Here is a 16,304-nt window from a genome sequence, read left to right as displayed (position 1 = left end):
AGGGTGGCCGAAACGTCGATCCCGGTGCGCACCTGTGTGGGCTGCCGGCGCCGCGCTCCGGTCACCGATCTGCTGCGTGTCGTCGTCTCGTCCGGGATCCTGGTCCCGGACCCGCGGCGGCGGCTCCCCGGGAGGGGGGCGTCGGTGCACCCCACTCCGGGGTGCCTGCTCGCAGCGGAGCGACGCCGGGCCTTCAACCGGGCACTGCGCCTCCCCGGAGGCAGCCAGCTGGAGGCCGGTCCGCTCCGGGAGCACGTCCACGGATCCTCCTCGGAGGGCGCAGGGACGCGAACCCGGACGGGCAGCAGTACAGAGGTGGAGCAGGGCGGCGGTGCCGCGCTCACCACTTCCGGAAGTTCCACGTCGGACCGGCACTCGGCCGGTCCGCATGTCGACAGGACGCAAGTCGGATGACTCAGCCGTGAAGTTCTCACGATGACCATGCGCCACTAACGACGAGGTCGAGCGGGCAAGCCGCCGGCCTCACAAAGAGGAGACCCGTGCCAGGCAAAGCCCGCGTACACGAACTCGCCAAGGAGTTCGGTGTCGACAGCAAGACCGTGCTCGCCACGCTCAAGGAGCAGGGCGAGTTCGTGAAGTCCGCCTCGTCGACCGTCGAGGCCCCCGTGGCCCGTCGGCTCCGCGAGGCCCTCGGTGCCGCCACCGGCGCCGCGACCCCGAGCGCGCCCGCGCCGGTGACCGCCCGTCCGGGCCCGGCGGCGGCTCGTCCGTCCGCTCCGGCTCCGGGTCCGCGCCCGGCCGCTCCGGCCCCGCAGGCGCCCGCGCCCGTGCAGCAGCCTCCGGCGGCCCAGGCCCCGGCTCCGGCCGCCCCGGCTCCGGCCGCTCCGGCTCCTGCGCAGCAGGCTCCCGCGGCCTCCGCGCCCGTGCAGCAGCCCCCGGCGGCCCGCCCGGCCGCCCCGCGTCCGGCTGCGGCCGGCGGCGGTGCACCGGCCGGCGCCGGCCCGCGGCCCGGACCTCGTCCGGCCCCGCGTCCCGGCAACAACCCGTTCAGCTCCCCCCGCCCGGCCGCACCTCCGGCCGCTGCGGCCGGCGGCGCTCCCGCCGCCGGTGCGGGCCCCCGTCCCGGCCCCGCGGCGCCCGGCGCCCGTCCGGCTCCGGGCGGTCCTCGTCCGGCGGCCGGTCCCGGTGGACCGCGTCCCGGCCCCGGCGGCCCGCGTCCCGCGCCCGGCGCCGGCGGTCCCCGCCCGGCTCCCGGTGCCGGTGGCCCGCGTCCCAACCCGGGCATGATGCCGCAGCGGCCGAGCCCGGGCATGGTTCCCGGTCGCCCGGCCGGCGGCCGTCCCGGTGGCCCCGGTGGTCCCGGCGGCCGTTCCGGTGGTCCCGGCGGCGGTGGTCGTCCCGGTGGTCCCGGCGGCGGCGGCGGCTTCCGCCCCGGCGGTGGTGGCGGCGCTCCTGGTGCCGGCGCGCCCGCCGGTGGTGGCTTCCGTGGTGGCGGTGGCCCGCGTGGCCGCGGCCGTGGTGGCTCCGGTGCCACCACCGCGGGTGCCTTCGGCCGTCCCGGCGGTCGCGGCCCGGTCCGCGGTCGCAAGAGCAAGAAGCAGCGGCGTCAGGAATTCGACTCGATGGCGGCGCCCAGCATGGGCGGCGTCATGCTCCCGCGCGGCAACGGGCAGACCGTCCGGCTGCCCCGCGGCGCCTCGCTGACCGACCTCGCCGAGCGGATCAACGCCGAGCCGGCCGCGCTGGTCACCGCCCTGTTCCACCTGGGCGAGATGATCACCGCGACGCAGTCGGTCAACGACGAGACGCTGCAGCTCCTCGGTGCCGAGATCGGCTGGGTCATCCAGGTCGTGAGCCCCGAGGACGAGGACCGCGAGCTGCTGGAGACCTTCGACCTCACCTTCGGCGACGAAGAGGGCGAAGAGGGCGACTGGGAGTCCCGTCCGCCGGTGGTCACGGTCATGGGTCACGTCGACCACGGAAAGACCAAGCTGCTCGACGCCATCCGGCACGCCAACGTGGTCTCGAAGGAGGCCGGTGGCATCACCCAGCACATCGGCGCCTACCAGATCGTCACCGAGCTGGAGCACAACGAGCGGCCGATCACCTTCATCGACACCCCCGGTCACGAGTCGTTCACCGCGATGCGTGCCCGTGGCGCGAAGGTCACCGACATCGTGGTCCTCGTGGTCGCGGCCGACGACGGCGTCATGCCGCAGACGGTCGAGGCGCTCAACCACGCCCAGGCCGCCGAGGTGCCGATCGTGGTCGCGGTCAACAAGATCGACAAGGAGGGGGCCAACCCCGCCAAGATCCGTCAGCAGCTCACCGAGTACGGGCTGGTGGCCGAGGAGTACGGCGGCGACACGATGTTCGTCGACGTCTCCGCGACCACCCGTCAGGGCCTCGACGAGCTCCTCACGGCGATCCTGCTGACCGCGGACGCCTCGCTCGACCTGCGCGCGAACACCGAGCAGGACCCGCAGGGTGTCGTCATCGAGGGCAAGCTGGACAAGGGTCGGGGCCCCGTCGCCACGGTGCTCGTCCAGCGCGGCACGCTGCGCCAGGGCGACTCGATCGTGGCCGGCGACGCCTACGGTCGCGTCCGGTCGCTGCTCGACGAGCACGGCAACAAGCTCAAGGAAGCCCTGCCGTCGCGGCCGGTGCAGGTCGTCGGCCTGACCTCCGTCCCGCGTGCCGGCGACACCTTCCTGGTCGTCGAGGAGGACCGGACGGCGCGCCAGATCGCCGACCGCCGCCAGGCCCGCATCCGCAACGCGCAGAACGCCTCCATGCGCAAGCGGATCAGCCTCGAGGACCTCGACGCCGCGCTCAAGGAGAACCGTCAGCTCAACCTGATCATCAAGGGCGACAACTCGGGCACCGTCGAGGCGCTCGAAGAGGCGCTCATGAAGATCGAGGTCGGGGACGACATCTCGCTGCGGGTCATCCACCGCGGCGTCGGTGGCATCACCAAGAGCGACATCGACCTGGCGCTGGCCGACGACGTCATCGTCCTGGGCTTCAACGTCCGGGCCGAGGGTCAGGCCACCGAGCTCGCCAACCGCGAGGGTGTGGACGTCCGGTACTACACGGTCATCTACCAGGCCATCGACGAGATCGAGGCCGCTCTCAAGGGCATGCTCAAGCCCGAGTACGAGGAGGTCCAGCTCGGGACCGCGGAGGTCCGCGAGGTCTTCCGCGTTCCCAAGATCGGCAACGTCGCCGGTTCGCTGGTCCGCTCCGGGACGATCGTCCGCAACTCGAAGGCGCGTCTGCTCCGTGACGGCAACGTGGTCGCCGACAACCTGACGGTGGAGTCCCTCCGCCGGTTCAAGGACGACGCGACCGAGGTCCGCGAGGGCTACGAGTGCGGTATCGGCCTGGGGTCGTTCAACGACATCAAGGCCGAGGACGTCATCCAGACGTTCGAGATGCGCGAGATCCCGCGCGTCTGAGTCCGTTCGCAGCAGGGAGGCGGTGAGCGTGTTCACCGGCACGCTCACCGCCGACCTCCTGCTGGGCGACGTCCACTCGCTCAAGGGCAAGCGCGCCGTGGTGCGGCCGATCGTGGCCGAGCTGCGGCGCCGCTTCGCCGTCTCCGCCGCCGAGGTCGGCGACCAGGAGCTGCACCGCAGGGCGCTGGTCGGTCTGGCGACCGTGTCCGGCGACGCCGGTCAGGTGGCCGACGTCCTCGATGCCTGCGAGCGGTTGCTGGCCGAGCGGCCGGAGGTGACGCTGCTGTCGACGCACCGTCAACTCCACTCGGACACCGACTGAGCCGTTGTTCCCGATTCCTGTCCGCCCCGGCGCCCCGGACCCGTCCGGTGCGCCCTCTCGAGGAGGTCCGTCATGGCTGACCCGGCCCGCGCACGCAAGCTGGCAGTGCGCATCCGTCAGATCGTCTCCGCTGCGATCGAGACGTCGATCAAGGACCCGCGACTGGGCATGGTGACCGTCACCGACGCCCGGGTGACCAGCGATCTCCGCGAGGCGACGATCTTCTACACCGTCTACGGCGACGAGACGCAGATCGCCGACTCCGCCGCCGCCCTGGCCAGCGCCACCGGCGTGCTCCGCTCCACCGTGGGCAAGCAGACCGGCATCAAGTTCGTGCCGACCCTGGAGTTCATCGCCGACATCGTCCCGGACACCGCGCGCGAGCTCGAGGAGGCGCTCGAGCGCGCCCGGCACGCCGACGCCGAGCTCGCCCGCGCCCGTGAGGGTGCCCAGTACGCCGGTGAGGCCGACCCCTACCGCAAGCCGGGAGAGGACGAGGACGACGACGAGGCCGAGCACGAGGTGCCGGCCGAGGACACGTCCGCGTCCGGCCCTGCCGATGACGGTGCCGAGGACCTCCCCGCCCGGACCAGGAGTGCGCTGTGAGTCAGGACGACCCGAACCCGTACGAGCCCGACGAGGGCCAGGGCACGTCGATGCTGGGCGACAAGAAGGTCGACGGCACCGGTGACCCCACCGACGGCGGCAAGCGCGGTCAGATCGGCGAGGCGCCCAGCATCGCCGCCGACGAGCCGGACGACGGCAGCACCTACCCGGTGGGCGGTGGCACGGTCACCGAGGAGGAGAACGCTCCGCCGGTCGCCGACCCGGGACCGGACGCCTGACCCATGGCCGTTCCCCCCACCGCCGCGGCCACCGCACGCCTGGCTGCGGCGTCCCGCACCGTGGCCGGCGTCCTGGCCGAGGCCGCCGAGTCCCGCGCCACCGTCGTCCTCTCCGGACACGTGAATCCCGACGCCGACGCCCTGGGCAGCACGCTGGCCCTCGCCGAGGGGCTGCGCCGGCGCGGAGCACGCGTCCTGCCGACCTTCCCCGGCGAGTTCACCCTCCCGGCCTCGCTGGGCTGGCTGCCCGGCGCCGAGGGGCTGGTGCCCTCGTCGGCGCTGCCGTCCGCGCCGGACGTCTTCGTCAGCCTGGACGCCGCCTCGCCGGGCCGGCTCGGCGAGATCGCCGTGCTGCTCGACAGTGCGGGCACCTCCGTGGTGATCGACCACCACGCCAGCAATCCCGGCTTCGGCGAGCTCCGCCTGGTTGACCCCGGGGCGCCCGCGACCGTGACCCTCGTGGCCGATCTCCTCGACGACCTCGGCGTCGCCATCGACCGGCAGCTGGCGACCTGCCTCTATGCCGGGCTGGCCGCCGACACCGGCTCCTTCCGGTTCGGCAACACCCGGCCGCAGACCCACGAACTGGCCGCCCGCCTGCTCGCCACGGGCATCGACCACGCCGCGATCAGCCGGCGGCTGTTCGACACCGCGCCGTTCGGCTGGCTGGGCCTGCTGTCGGTGGTCACCGGCCGCGCCGTCCTCGAGCCCGACGTCGGCGGAGGCCTGGTGTGGACCTGGTCCAGCACCGCGGAGGCGGCCGAGCACGGGCTGCCCGGGGAGCAGCTCGAGGCCCTGGTGGACGTCGTCCGGGCCGCCGAGGAGGCCGACGTCGCCGTCGTCCTCAAGGGTCAGGACGACGGCTCCTGGTCGGTCTCGATGCGCTCGCGCGGCGGCACCGACCTGGCCCGCGTGGCGATGGAGCTCGGCGGCGGTGGGCACACCCTGGCCGCCGGCTACACCTCGCACCTCGACCGCGAGGGGACGATCGCGACCCTGCGCGACCAGCTCACCGCGCTGTGACATCGCGGTTCTCCGGACCGCCCTCGGTCCTGGGGCTCGCGCTGCCGGCGCTGGTCGTCCTCGCCGCCGAGCCGCTGTACCTGCTGGTCGACACGGCGGTCGTCGGCAACCTCGGCACCGTCGCGCTCGGGGGGCTGGCGGTGGGTGGCGGCCTGCTGGCCTGGTCCGCGGCGCTGCTCAACTTCCTCGCCTACGGCACCACGGCGCGGGCCGCTCGCCGCGCGGGCGCGGGGGACCGCGCCGGCGCCGTCGCCGAGGGCGTGCAGGCGACGTGGCTGGCCGCGGGCCTCGGCCTGGTCGTGCTCGCGTTCTTCCAGGTCGCCGCCGGGCCCTTCACGCGTCTGCTGGCCGGCGGGGCCGGACCGGTGGCCGAGGCGGGGGAGGAGTGGCTGCGGGTCGCCTCGCTCGGCCTCCCCCTGCTGCTGATCTCCCTCGCCGGCAACGGCTGGCTGCGCGGGGTCCAGGAGCTCCGCCGTCCGGTCCGGTTCGTGCTCGCCGGCAGCCTGCTCAGCCTGGTCCTGTGCCCGCTGCTGGTGCACACGGCCGGGTGGGGACTGGTCGGCTCCGCCGTCGCCAACGTGCTGGGTCAGGCGGTGACCGCGGCCCTGTTCCTCCGTGCTCTGGTGCGAGAGGGCGCCGGGTGGCGCCCCCGGTTCGGCGCCGTCCTGTCGCAGCTGGTCATCGGCCGCGACCTCCTCCTGCGGGCCGCGGTGCTCCAGGTGTCCTTCCTCGTGGCCGCGGGCGTCGCCGCCCGCACCGGCACGGCCCAGCTGGGCGCGCACCAGATCGCGCTGCAGCTCTTCTTCTTCCTGGCCCTGGTGCTCGACGCCTACGCCATCGCGGCCCAGACGCTGGTCGGTCACGCGCTCGGCGCCGGCCGCCCGGCCGAGGCGCGGGCGACCGCCCGCCGCGTGGCGCTGTGGGGCCTGGCCACCGGGACCGGGGTGGCGGCGCTGCTGCTCGCGCTGCGCGGCGTCCTCCCGCCCCTGTTCACCGACGACCCCGCCGTCGTCGACCAGGCGCTGCTCGTGTGGTGGTTCCTCGCCGCCATGCAGCCGCTGGCCGGCGTGGTCTTCGCCCTCGACGGCGTGCTGATGGGCGCCGGCGACGTCGGGTACCTGCGCACGCTGACCATCGGCTCGGCCGTCGTCGGCTTCCTGCCGCTGTCGCTGCTGTCCGGCCCGCTGGACTGGGGCCTGGCCGGCGTGTGGACGGGGCTGTGCCTGTTCATCGCGTTCCGGCTGGTCGGCGTCCTCGTGCGGGTGGCCGGTGACCGGTGGCTCACCGCACCTGCGACCGTTACGGCGTGAGTGCCGCGAGAGTCGAACGATGAGCCCGAGACGCCCCGACGCCGATGTCCCGCCCGGTCTCCTGCTGGTCGACAAGCCCGGCGGGATGACCTCGCACGACGTCGTCGCCCGGGCGCGGCGGGTGCTCTCGGTCCGCAAGGTCGGGCATGCGGGCACGCTCGACCCGATGGCCACCGGCCTGCTGGTCCTCGGCGTGGGGACGGCGACCCGCCTGCTCGGGTACGTCGGCGGCCACGACAAGACCTACGAGGCGACGATCCGGCTGGGGCAGTCCACGGTGACCGACGACCGCGAGGGCGAGGTCCTCACCACCGCCTCGACGGCGGAGGTCGACGACGACGCGATCCGCGCGGCGCTCGCCGCCCAGACCGGCCCGCTGCAGCAGGTGCCGTCCTCGGTGAGCGCGGTGAAGGTCGACGGCCGCCGGTCCTACGACCGCGTGCGCGCGGGGGAGGACGTCGTCCTGGAGCCGCGTTCGGTGACCGTCCACCGCCTCGACGTCCACCGCATCACCCGCCCGGAGCCCGACCTGGTCGACGTCGACGTCACCGTGGAGTGCACCGCCGGCACCTACATCCGGGCGATCGCCCGCGACGCCGGGGCCGTCCTCGGGGTGGGTGGCCACCTCACCGCGCTGCGGCGCACGGCCTCCGGCCCGTTCACGCTGGGCCAGGCCGCGCCGGTCGAGGACGCGGGCGCCGCGCTGGCCGCCGGCGGGGGAGCGGGGGCGGTCGGGCTGACCGACGCCGCCCGTCTCGTCTTCCCCGAGCGCCCGCTCACAGCCCCGGAGGCCGTCGCCGTGGGGTACGGGCAGCGCATCCCCGCCACCGGCGCCCCGGGACTGCACGCGGCCGTGGACCCCGACGGCCGGCTGGTCGCGCTGGTCGAGGACGCCGGGACGACGGCGCGCGTGGCGGTCGGCTTCCCGCCGCGCTGATCGGGGGGATTGAGGCAGCTCCGTCACGGGAACGGGGAGCCCATGAGCGTCGTGAAGATCAACGCGGTCACCGTGCCGAAGGACAAGCAGGACCGCTTCGAGGAGCGCTTCCGCGGACGGGCCGGGGCTGTCGAGTCCACGCCGGGGTTCGAGTGGTTCGAGCTGCTGCGCCCGCTGGAGGGCACCGACCAGTACCTCGTCTACACCCGGTGGAGCAGCCACGAGGCCTACGAGGCATGGCAGTCCAGCCAGGACTTCGACCGGGCCCACGACGGCGGCGGCGACACCCTGGCCCCGGCGGCGCCGCACTCGGCGCACGTCTGGACCTACGAGGTCCTCGAGTACGCCGGCCCCACGGCCAACCAGGAGAACCAGGGCTGACCGGTCCGGCGGCGGTCGGCTCCCGGCCGCCGCCGGAGGCGGGGATAGTGTGAGGCGGGCCCGGTGGACGCCGGGTGCCCGATTCCGCACACGCAGGTGGGAGCCATGACCGACACGCTGAGCGACAGCCGTACCGCCTCGCGCATGTTCACCGAGGACGTTCCGGTCGTCGTGGAGGACGTGCGTCGTCGCCCCGCCGCCGAGCGGGAGGCCGTGCTCGCCGACCCCGGTTTCGGGCGCCACTTCACCGACTCGATGTTCGTGGCCCGCTACGAGAGCGGGCGCGGCTGGTACGACGCGCGCCTCACCCAGTACGGCCCGCTGCCCATGGACCCCGGCACGGCCGCCCTGCACTACGCCCAGTCGATCTTCGAGGGGCTCAAGGCCTACGCCCAGCCCGACGGCAGCGTGGCGACGTTCCGCCCCGAGGCCAACGCCGCGCGGTTCGCCCGCAGCGCCGATCGGCTCGCCATGCCGCAGGTCCCCGAGCAGGCCTTCCTGGCCGCCGTCGACGCGCTCGTCGACGCCGACCGCGCGTGGGTGCCCACCGGCCCCGACCAGACGCTCTACCTGCGGCCCTACATGCTGGCCAGCGAGTCCTTCCTGGGTGTCCGCCCCGCGCACGAGTACCTGTTCCTCGTCATCGCCAGCCCGGCCGGCGCCTACTTCCCGCGCGGCGTGCACCCGGTCTCGGTCTTCGTCTCCGAGGACTACGTCCGCGCCGCACCCGGCGGCACGGGCGACGTCAAGTGCGCCGGCAACTACGCCGCCAGCCTGCGGCCGCAGCAGCAGGCCAGCGAGCTCGGCTGCGACCAGGTCGTCTACCTGGATGCCGTGGAGCGGCGGTACATCGAGGAGCTCGGCGGGATGAACCTCTTCTTCGTCCTGGGCTCGGGCGAGGACGCCGAACTCGTCACCCCCGAGCTCTCCGGCACCCTGCTGCCCGGCATCACGCGCGACTCGCTCATGACCGTCGCCCGCGAGCTCGGCCACCGGGTCACCGAGCGGAAGGTCAGCCTCGAGGAGTGGCGCAGCGGCGCGCTCGACGGCACGGTCACCGAGTCCTTCGCCTGCGGCACCGCCGCGGTGATCACGCCGGTCGGCGAGGTCAAGGCGCGCACCGGCGACTTCACCGTGGGGGACGGCACCCCCGGCCCGCTGACCATGCGGCTGCGCGAGGCGCTGCTCGACATCCAGCACGGGCGGGTGGCCGACACCCGCGGCTGGCTGCACCGCATCGGCTGAACCCCACCGGACCGGAGGACGTCGCACACGTGCAGCGCTGGCGAGGCCTGGAGGCCACCCCGGCCGATCTCGGCCGCACCGTGGTCACCATCGGCATGTACGACGGCGTCCACCGGGGGCACCAGAAGCTGATCGGCGCCGCGGTCGCGCGGGCGCGGGCGATGCGGCGGCCGTCCCTGCTGCTCACCTTCGACCCGCACCCCGCCGAGGTCGTCCGCCCCGGCTCGCACCCGGCGATCCTCACGGCCCTGGACCGCAAGGCCGAGCTGGTGGCGGGGCTCGGCGTCGACGCCATGTGCGTGCTGCCGTTCACCCCCGAGTTCATGCGGCTGCCGCCGGAGACGTTCACCCACACGGTCCTCGTCGAGCACCTGCACGCGGCCCAGGTCGTGGTGGGGGAGAACTTCACCTACGGCCACAAGGCGGCCGGCACGGTCAGCACGCTCACCGCGGAAGGTCGCCGGTTCGGCTTCGCCGTCGAGGGCGTGCCGCTGGCGGAGGACTCGTCGGACTCCGGCGACGTGACCATCTCCTCGACCTACATCCGCGCCTGCGTCGCGGCCGGTGACCTGGTCGCCGCCGCCCGCGCCCTCGGGCGCCCGCACCGCGTGGACGGCATCGTCGTCCGCGGTGACCGGCGCGGGCGCGACCTGGGGTACCCGACGGCGAACGTCGAGAGCCCGCCGTACACCGCGATCCCCGCCGACGGCGTGTACGCCGGGCACCTCGTGACCCGCGACCCACGCGGAGGGGCCAGCCGCGAGCGGTTCCCCGCCGCGATCTCGGTCGGGAGCAACCCCACCTTCCAGGGCAGTCGGCGGACCGTCGAGGCCTTCGTCCTCGACTACGACGGCGACCTCTACGGCGAGCACGTGGGCGTCGAGTTCGTCTCGCGGCTGCGGCCGATGGCGGCGTTCGCCGACGTCGAGGCGCTGGTCGTGGCCATGGCCAAGGACGTCGAGGACACCCGCCGCATCCTGGGTGTGTGAGCCCCTGCGGGCCCACTCGGGACGGCGCCGCGGGCCACGCTGGTAGCCTGGGGTTCCGCCGGGGTGACCCGGCGTGTGTGAAGCCTGCCCTCGTGATTCAGACCGGGGGCCACACGTGACCCGCCCCGGAGGCGAACATGGCGCTCGACAGCGCGCTCAAGAAGCAGATCATGACCGACTACGCGACGGTCGAGAACGACACCGGTTCGCCCGAGGTCCAGGTCGCGATGCTGACCCGCCGGATCAGCGACCTGACCGAGCACCTCAAGATGCACAAGCACGACCACCACAGCCGTCGTGGCCTGCTGCTGCTGGTCGGCCGCCGCCGCCGGCTGCTGAACTACCTGGCCAAGACCGACATCAACCGCTACCGGTCGCTCATCGAGCGCCTCGGCCTGCGCCGCTAGGCATCACGAGGGGGCCGCTCCCGGATCACTCCGGGACGGTCCCCTTCCTCGTGCGGCACCCGCCGCACGCGGAGAACCGGCCAGCCGCCGGACGCGTCCCTCGAGGGCCGGTCCTCGGTAGTGGCCCCCGGGCAGACTCCTCCACCGGGAGGAGTGGGCTCCCCGCGAACGGGGAACCAGATCCCGAGGGCTTCGATCGAGCACCGGTCGCCCCGGACGCAGGACGGCAACCAGTTCCCGGACTGGCCGTCAGAGGAGTCGCAGGTCGGCACGAGGCCGATGCGACGAAGAAGAGAGAAGGACACGTGTCCGCACCCACCATCACCGCAGAGTTCGACGCCGAGGACGGCGTCACCACCGCCACCGCGGTCATCGACAACGGCAGCTTCGGCAGCCGTTCCGTCACCTTCGAGACCGGCCGGCTCGCCAAGCAGGCCGCCGGCTCCGTCGTCGTCACCATGGGCGACACCATGCTGCTGTCGGCCACCACGGCCGGCCGCCAGCCCAAGGAGCAGTTCGACTTCTTCCCGCTGACGGTCGACGTCGAGGAGCGGATGTACGCCGCCGGGCGCATCCCCGGCTCGTTCTTCCGTCGCGAGGGCCGCCCCTCCGAGGACGCGATCCTCACCTGCCGCCTGATCGACCGCCCGCTGCGCCCGACCTTCGCCAAGGGCCTGCGCAACGAGGTCCAGGTCGTCATCACCGTCATGGCGCTGGACCCGGCGCACCTCTACGACGTGGTCGCGATCAACGCCGCCTCGGCGTCCACCCAGCTCTCGGGCCTGCCGTTCTCCGGCCCGATCGGCGCCACCCGCGTCGCCCTCATCAACGGCCAGTGGGTCGGCTTCCCGACCCACACCGAGCTCGAGGACGCCGTCTTCGACATGGTCGTGGCCGGTCGCGTCCTCCCGGACGGCGACGTCGCGATCATGATGGTCGAGGCCGAGGCCACCGAGAAGACGATCGAGCTCGTCGCCGGTGGCGCTCCCGCCCCGACCGAGGAGGTCGTGGCCCAGGGCCTCGAGGCCGCCAAGCCGTTCATCAAGGCGCTGTGCGACGCGCAGTCCGCGATGGCCGAGAAGGCCGCCAAGCCGGTCGCCGACTTCCCCCGCTTCCTGGACTACCAGGACGACGTCTACGCCGCCGTCGAGGCGCAGCTCGGTGACAAGCTGGCCCAGGCGCAGCAGATCGCCGGCAAGGCCGAGCGCGAGGACGCCACCGACGCGCTCAAGGACGAGGTCAAGGCCTCCCTCGCCGGCCAGTTCGAGGGCCGCGAGAAGGAGATCTCGGGCGCCTTCCGCGCACTGACCAAGAAGGTCGTCCGCCAGCGGATCCTCCGCGACAAGGTGCGCATCGACGGCCGCGGTCTCACCGACATCCGGCCCCTGTCGGCCGAGGTCGAGGTCATCCCGCGCGTGCACGGCTCGGCGCTGTTCGAGCGCGGCGAGACCCAGATCCTGGGTGTCACCACGCTGAACATGCTCCGCATGGAGCAGCAGCTGGACACGCTGTCGCCGGTCAGCCGCAAGCGCTACATGCACAACTACAACTTCCCGCCGTACTCCACCGGCGAGACCGGTCGCGTGGGCTCGCCCAAGCGCCGCGAGATCGGTCACGGCGCGCTCGCCGAGCGGGCGCTCGTCCCGGTGCTGCCCGACCGCGAGGAGTTCCCCTACGCGATCCGGCAGGTCTCCGAGGCGCTGGGCTCCAACGGCTCGACGTCGATGGGTTCGGTCTGCGCCTCGACGCTGGCCCTGCTCAACGCCGGTGTCCCGCTGAAGGCGCCCGTCGCCGGCATCGCCATGGGCCTGGTCTCCGACGAGGTCGACGGCAAGACGGAGTACGTCGCGCTGACCGACATCCTGGGTGCGGAGGACGCGTTCGGTGACATGGACTTCAAGGTCGCCGGCACCCGTGACTTCGTGACCGCGCTGCAGCTGGACACGAAGCTCGACGGCATCCCCTCCGACGTCCTCGCCGGTGCGCTGACCCAGGCCCGCGCGGCCCGGCTGCACATCCTCGACGTGATGAACGAGGCCATCGACGCCCCCGACGAGATGAGCCCCTACGCCCCGCGGGTGACCACGGTGCGCATCCCGGTCGACAAGATCGGCGCGGTCATCGGCCCGAAGGGCCAGATGATCAACGCGATCCAGGACGAGACCGGCGCCGACATCACCATCGAGGACGACGGCACGATCTACGTCGGCGCCTCGGACGGCCCCTCGGCCCAGGCCGCGGTGGACCGGATCAACGCCATCGCCAACCCGACGCTGCCCAAGGTCGGCGAGCGCTTCCTCGGCACGGTCGTCAAGACCACGCCGTTCGGCGCGTTCGTCTCCCTGCTGCCCGGCCGCGACGGCCTGGTGCACATCAGCAAGCTGGGTGGCGGCAAGCGGATCAACAAGGTCGAGGACGTGGCCAACGTCGGCGACAAGATGCAGGTGGAGATCACCGACATCGACGCCCGCGGCAAGATCAGCCTCGTGCCGGTCGCCGAGGGCGACGCCGGAGGCGCCGAGGCTGCTGCCCCGGTCGATGCCGCTGCACCCGCGGGTGAGTGACAACGCCTGACATCACGGTGACCGGGGCGGGTGCTGAGGCACCCGCCCCGGTTGCCGTCGGGGTGACCCGGCTGCTCGACCTCGACGAGGTCGGCGGCCGGGTGGAGCGCACCGAACTGCCGGGGGGCCTGCGCGTCCTCACCGAGACGATGCCCGGCGTCCTCTCGGCGACCCTGGGCATCTGGGTGGACGTCGGCTCGCGGGACGAGACGCCGGCCGTGGCCGGGTCGTCGCACTTCCTCGAGCACCTGCTGTTCAAGGGGACGACGTCGCGCAGCGCGCTGGAGATCGCCACGGCGATGGACGCGGTCGGCGGCGAGATGAACGCCTTCACCGCCAAGGAGCACACCTGCTTCTACGCGAACGTGCTCGCCAGCGACCTGCCGCTGGCCGTCGGCCTGCTCGCCGACCTGGTCACCGACGCGACCAACACGGCGGCCGACCTCGAGTCCGAGCGCACGGTGGTGCTCGAGGAGATCGCCATGCGCGACGACGAGCCCGCCGACGCCGTGCACGACCTGTTCTCCGAGACGCTCTTCGGCGACACGCCCCTGGGGCGTTCGGTGCTGGGCACCGTGGAGTCGATCGAGGAGCTGACCCGGGACGACGTCGACGGCTGGTACCGGCAGCGCTACGCGATGCCCAGGATGGTCGTCACGGCCGCCGGCCGGGTCGATCACCAGCAGGTCCTCGACCTGGTCACGGCCGCCTTCGGGAACCGCCTGAGCGGGGACGGGGGACCGGCGCCGCTCCGGCTGGGGGAGCCGGGCACCGACCGCCCGGCGCGCTCGTCCGGGCTCATCGCGCGACGCACCGAGCAGACGCACCTGCTCCTGGGCACGCCCGGCCTGGCGCGGCTCGACGAGCGGCGTTATGCCGCAGCCGTCCTCGACGCGGCGGTCGGTGGTGGCATGAGCTCGCGGCTGTTCCAGGAGATCCGCGAGAAGCGGGGCCTGGTCTACAGCGTCGGCTCCGCGCTCACCCACTACGCCGGCTCGGGCGCCTTCTCCGTCTACGCGGGTTGCTCGAAGAAGCGCGTGCCGGAGGTGCTGCGGCTGATCCGTGCGGGTCTGGACGGCGTCGCCGCCGAGGGGCTGACCGGCGAAGAGGTGGCGCGGGCCCGCGGTCAGCTCAAGGGCGGCATGGTCCTGGGTCTCGAGGACACCGGCTCGCGCATGAGCCGGCTGGGCAAGAGCGAGCTCTCCTACGGGGAGTACCTGCCGGTCCGGGAGGTGCTCGGGCGGTTGGATGCCGTCGACGAGCAGCAGGTGCGCGAGGTGGCCACCGAGCTCTTCGGCCGGCCCACGTGCCTGGCGGTCGTCGGCCCCTACCGCGAGTCGGACCTCGACCGGCTCTGATGGCGTCGCACCCCGCCCTGGCCGTCCACGGCGCGCTCGCCCGCGGCGTGTTCGCCGTCGTGGTCCTGCTGTCCCTCGCGGTGCTGTTCGCCCCGGCCTCCGACGTCCCGACGGCGCCGGCCGGGGTGGACAAGCTGGTGCACGCCGTGCTCTTCGCGGCCCTGGCGGTCACCGGCCGGTGGGCCGGCATCGGTTCCCGGGCGCTGGCACCGTTGCTGCTGGTCTACGCGGCGGTCAGCGAGGTGCTCCAGGGCCTGGCCGTGCTGGGCCGCAGCGTCTCGTTCGCCGACTGGGTCGCCGACGCGGTCGGAGTCCTGCTGGGGCTCGCGCTGTGGGCCGCGCTCGCGCGCCGGGGTGCGACGCACCGGTGAACCGGACGGGCGTCTTGCGGTTCGGCGGCCGTCCGGGAAGCCTGGCCGGGTGACCACCTCCGCGCCGAACCAGCAGCCCGCTCCGACCACCCAGGGCGACGCCCCCGTGATCAACGTCGGGGTGCTGGGGGCTCGCGGCCGCATGGGGACCGAGGTGGTCAAGGCGGTCAACGACGCGGACGACCTCGAACTCGTCGCGATGGTGGACGAGGGGGACTGGTTGTTCGGCCTCGCCGACGCCGGTACCCAGGTGGTCGTCGACTTCACCCGGCCGGACGTCGTCATGGACAACATCCGGTTCTGCATCGACAACAACATCCACTGCGTCGTGGGGACGACGGGCTTCGACGAGTCCCGGCTGGCGACGATCGCCGAGTGGCTGGCACCGAAGCCCGAGGTCGGCGTGATCATCGCGCCGAACTTCGGCATCGGGGCGCTCCTGCTCATGAAGTTCGCGCAGGAGGCGGCCCGATTCTTCCCGTCGGTCGAGGTCATCGAGCTCCATCACCCGAACAAGGTCGACGCCCCGTCCGGCACCGCGGTGCGGACGGCCCGCCTGATCGCGGAGGCGCGCCGCGCCGCCGGCATGCCGCCGGCGCCCGACGCGACCAGCGAGGGCCTGGCGGGGGCGCGCGGTGCGGACGTCGACGGCGTGCCGGTGCACGCCGTGCGGTTGGCCGGCCTGGTCGCCCACCAGGAGGTGCTCATGGGGACCTCGGGGGAGACGCTGACCCTGCGGCACGACTCCTACGACCGCGCCTCCTTCATGCCGGGGGTGCTCCTGGCGGTCCGCGAGATCGGCGGGCGACCGGGCCTGACGGTCGGGATCGAGCACCTGCTGGGCCTCTGATCGCCGTGTGACGCGGACCGCTCGACGGGGGGTTGCGAACCCACCGGGGAGGGCGTGTATGGTTCTCCATGCGCCGCGCGGACCTGAGGGTCTGCCGGACCGGGACCCGCCACTGGCGGGGGCAACGGAAACCGGCGTAGTGTTGGACATCCAGCCAGGGACGAAGCCCGTAAGGGTCGAGTGTCTGCGCGTCCGCTCTTTGAGAACTCAACAGCGTGCCGAAAGTCAGTGCCAAGTAATACCCCGTGTCGTGGGTCTTCGGATCTGCGGCTGGGATTCCTTT

General features: G+C 73.3%; 16 protein-coding genes. All 16 read left to right on the top strand.

The genetic code is table 11. From position 1 onward, the window contains the following. Positions 1-3 precede the first annotated feature (3 nt). The 16 genes from CRP29_RS05735 (at position 4) to dapB (ending at position 16,021) form a co-directional block, all read left to right on the top strand. The gene (locus tag CRP29_RS05735) at positions 4-414 is read left to right on the top strand and encodes a DUF448 domain-containing protein (RefSeq protein ID WP_097194152.1); all 411 of its coding nucleotides are present in this window, start codon (positions 4-6) and stop codon (positions 412-414) included. An 86-nt stretch (positions 415-500) separates the two neighbouring features. Further along, the gene (infB, locus tag CRP29_RS23540; protein WP_097194151.1) at positions 501-3,419 is read left to right on the top strand and encodes a translation initiation factor IF-2; all 2,919 of its coding nucleotides are present in this window, start codon (positions 501-503) and stop codon (positions 3,417-3,419) included. A gap of 22 nt (positions 3,420-3,441) precedes the next feature. Beyond that, a complete protein-coding gene (locus tag CRP29_RS05725) occupies positions 3,442-3,741 on the top strand; it encodes a DUF503 domain-containing protein (RefSeq protein WP_245852521.1) in 300 nt (99 codons plus the stop codon). A gap of 72 nt (positions 3,742-3,813) precedes the next feature. Continuing rightward, on the top strand, positions 3,814-4,347 hold the full coding sequence (gene rbfA / locus CRP29_RS05720; protein WP_097194150.1) for a 30S ribosome-binding factor RbfA: 534 nt from the start codon (positions 3,814-3,816) through the stop codon (positions 4,345-4,347). Further along, the gene (locus tag CRP29_RS05715; RefSeq protein WP_097194149.1) at positions 4,344-4,586 is read left to right on the top strand and encodes a hypothetical protein; all 243 of its coding nucleotides are present in this window, start codon (positions 4,344-4,346) and stop codon (positions 4,584-4,586) included. The genes rbfA and CRP29_RS05715 overlap by 4 nt, the downstream gene beginning before the upstream one ends. A gap of 3 nt (positions 4,587-4,589) precedes the next feature. After that, entirely contained in the window at positions 4,590-5,609 is a 1,020-nt protein-coding gene (locus CRP29_RS05710; RefSeq protein WP_097194148.1) for a DHH family phosphoesterase, read from the top strand. Further along, positions 5,606-6,919: an MATE family efflux transporter gene (locus CRP29_RS05705; protein ID WP_097194147.1), complete on the top strand. Its 1,314-nt coding sequence runs from the start codon at positions 5,606-5,608 to the stop codon at positions 6,917-6,919. Before CRP29_RS05710 ends, CRP29_RS05705 begins: the two co-directional genes overlap by 4 nt. 19 nt (positions 6,920-6,938) lie before the next feature. After that, positions 6,939-7,856 (top strand): tRNA pseudouridine(55) synthase TruB, encoded by a 918-nt coding sequence (truB, locus tag CRP29_RS05700; RefSeq protein WP_097194146.1) that lies wholly within the window; start codon positions 6,939-6,941, stop codon positions 7,854-7,856. A 42-nt stretch (positions 7,857-7,898) separates the two neighbouring features. Beyond that, positions 7,899-8,237: an antibiotic biosynthesis monooxygenase family protein gene (locus CRP29_RS05695; RefSeq protein ID WP_097194145.1), complete on the top strand. Its 339-nt coding sequence runs from the start codon at positions 7,899-7,901 to the stop codon at positions 8,235-8,237. Between the two features lie 105 nt (positions 8,238-8,342). Next, on the top strand, positions 8,343-9,482 hold the full coding sequence (locus CRP29_RS05690) for a branched-chain amino acid aminotransferase (protein WP_176522857.1): 1,140 nt from the start codon (positions 8,343-8,345) through the stop codon (positions 9,480-9,482). 29 nt (positions 9,483-9,511) lie between these two features. Then, positions 9,512-10,471 (top strand): bifunctional riboflavin kinase/FAD synthetase, encoded by a 960-nt coding sequence (locus CRP29_RS05685; protein ID WP_097194144.1) that lies wholly within the window; start codon positions 9,512-9,514, stop codon positions 10,469-10,471. A 137-nt stretch (positions 10,472-10,608) separates the two neighbouring features. After that, positions 10,609-10,878, top strand: coding sequence for a 30S ribosomal protein S15 (gene rpsO, locus CRP29_RS05680; RefSeq protein WP_040338171.1), 270 nt, complete (start codon positions 10,609-10,611; stop codon positions 10,876-10,878). Between the two features lie 305 nt (positions 10,879-11,183). Continuing rightward, a complete protein-coding gene (locus CRP29_RS05675; RefSeq protein ID WP_176522856.1) occupies positions 11,184-13,442 on the top strand; it encodes a polyribonucleotide nucleotidyltransferase in 2,259 nt (752 codons plus the stop codon). Next, a complete protein-coding gene (locus CRP29_RS05670) occupies positions 13,439-14,800 on the top strand; it encodes a M16 family metallopeptidase (protein ID WP_097194143.1) in 1,362 nt (453 codons plus the stop codon). Before CRP29_RS05675 ends, CRP29_RS05670 begins: the two co-directional genes overlap by 4 nt. Continuing rightward, positions 14,800-15,171 carry a VanZ family protein gene (locus CRP29_RS05665; protein ID WP_176522855.1) on the top strand — a complete coding sequence of 124 codons (372 nt, stop codon included), beginning with the start codon at positions 14,800-14,802 and terminating at the stop codon, positions 15,169-15,171. Before CRP29_RS05670 ends, CRP29_RS05665 begins: the two co-directional genes overlap by 1 nt. A 49-nt stretch (positions 15,172-15,220) precedes the next feature. After that, a complete protein-coding gene (dapB, locus tag CRP29_RS05660) occupies positions 15,221-16,021 on the top strand; it encodes a 4-hydroxy-tetrahydrodipicolinate reductase (RefSeq protein ID WP_097194142.1) in 801 nt (266 codons plus the stop codon). Positions 16,022-16,304 lie beyond the last annotated feature (283 nt).

Origin of the sequence: Blastococcus aggregatus (genome assembly GCF_900221005.1) — a bacterium.
GTDB classification, from domain to species: Bacteria; Actinomycetota; Actinomycetes; order Mycobacteriales; family Geodermatophilaceae; genus Blastococcus; species Blastococcus aggregatus.
This window is presented reverse-complemented; position numbering and strand designations above follow the sequence as displayed.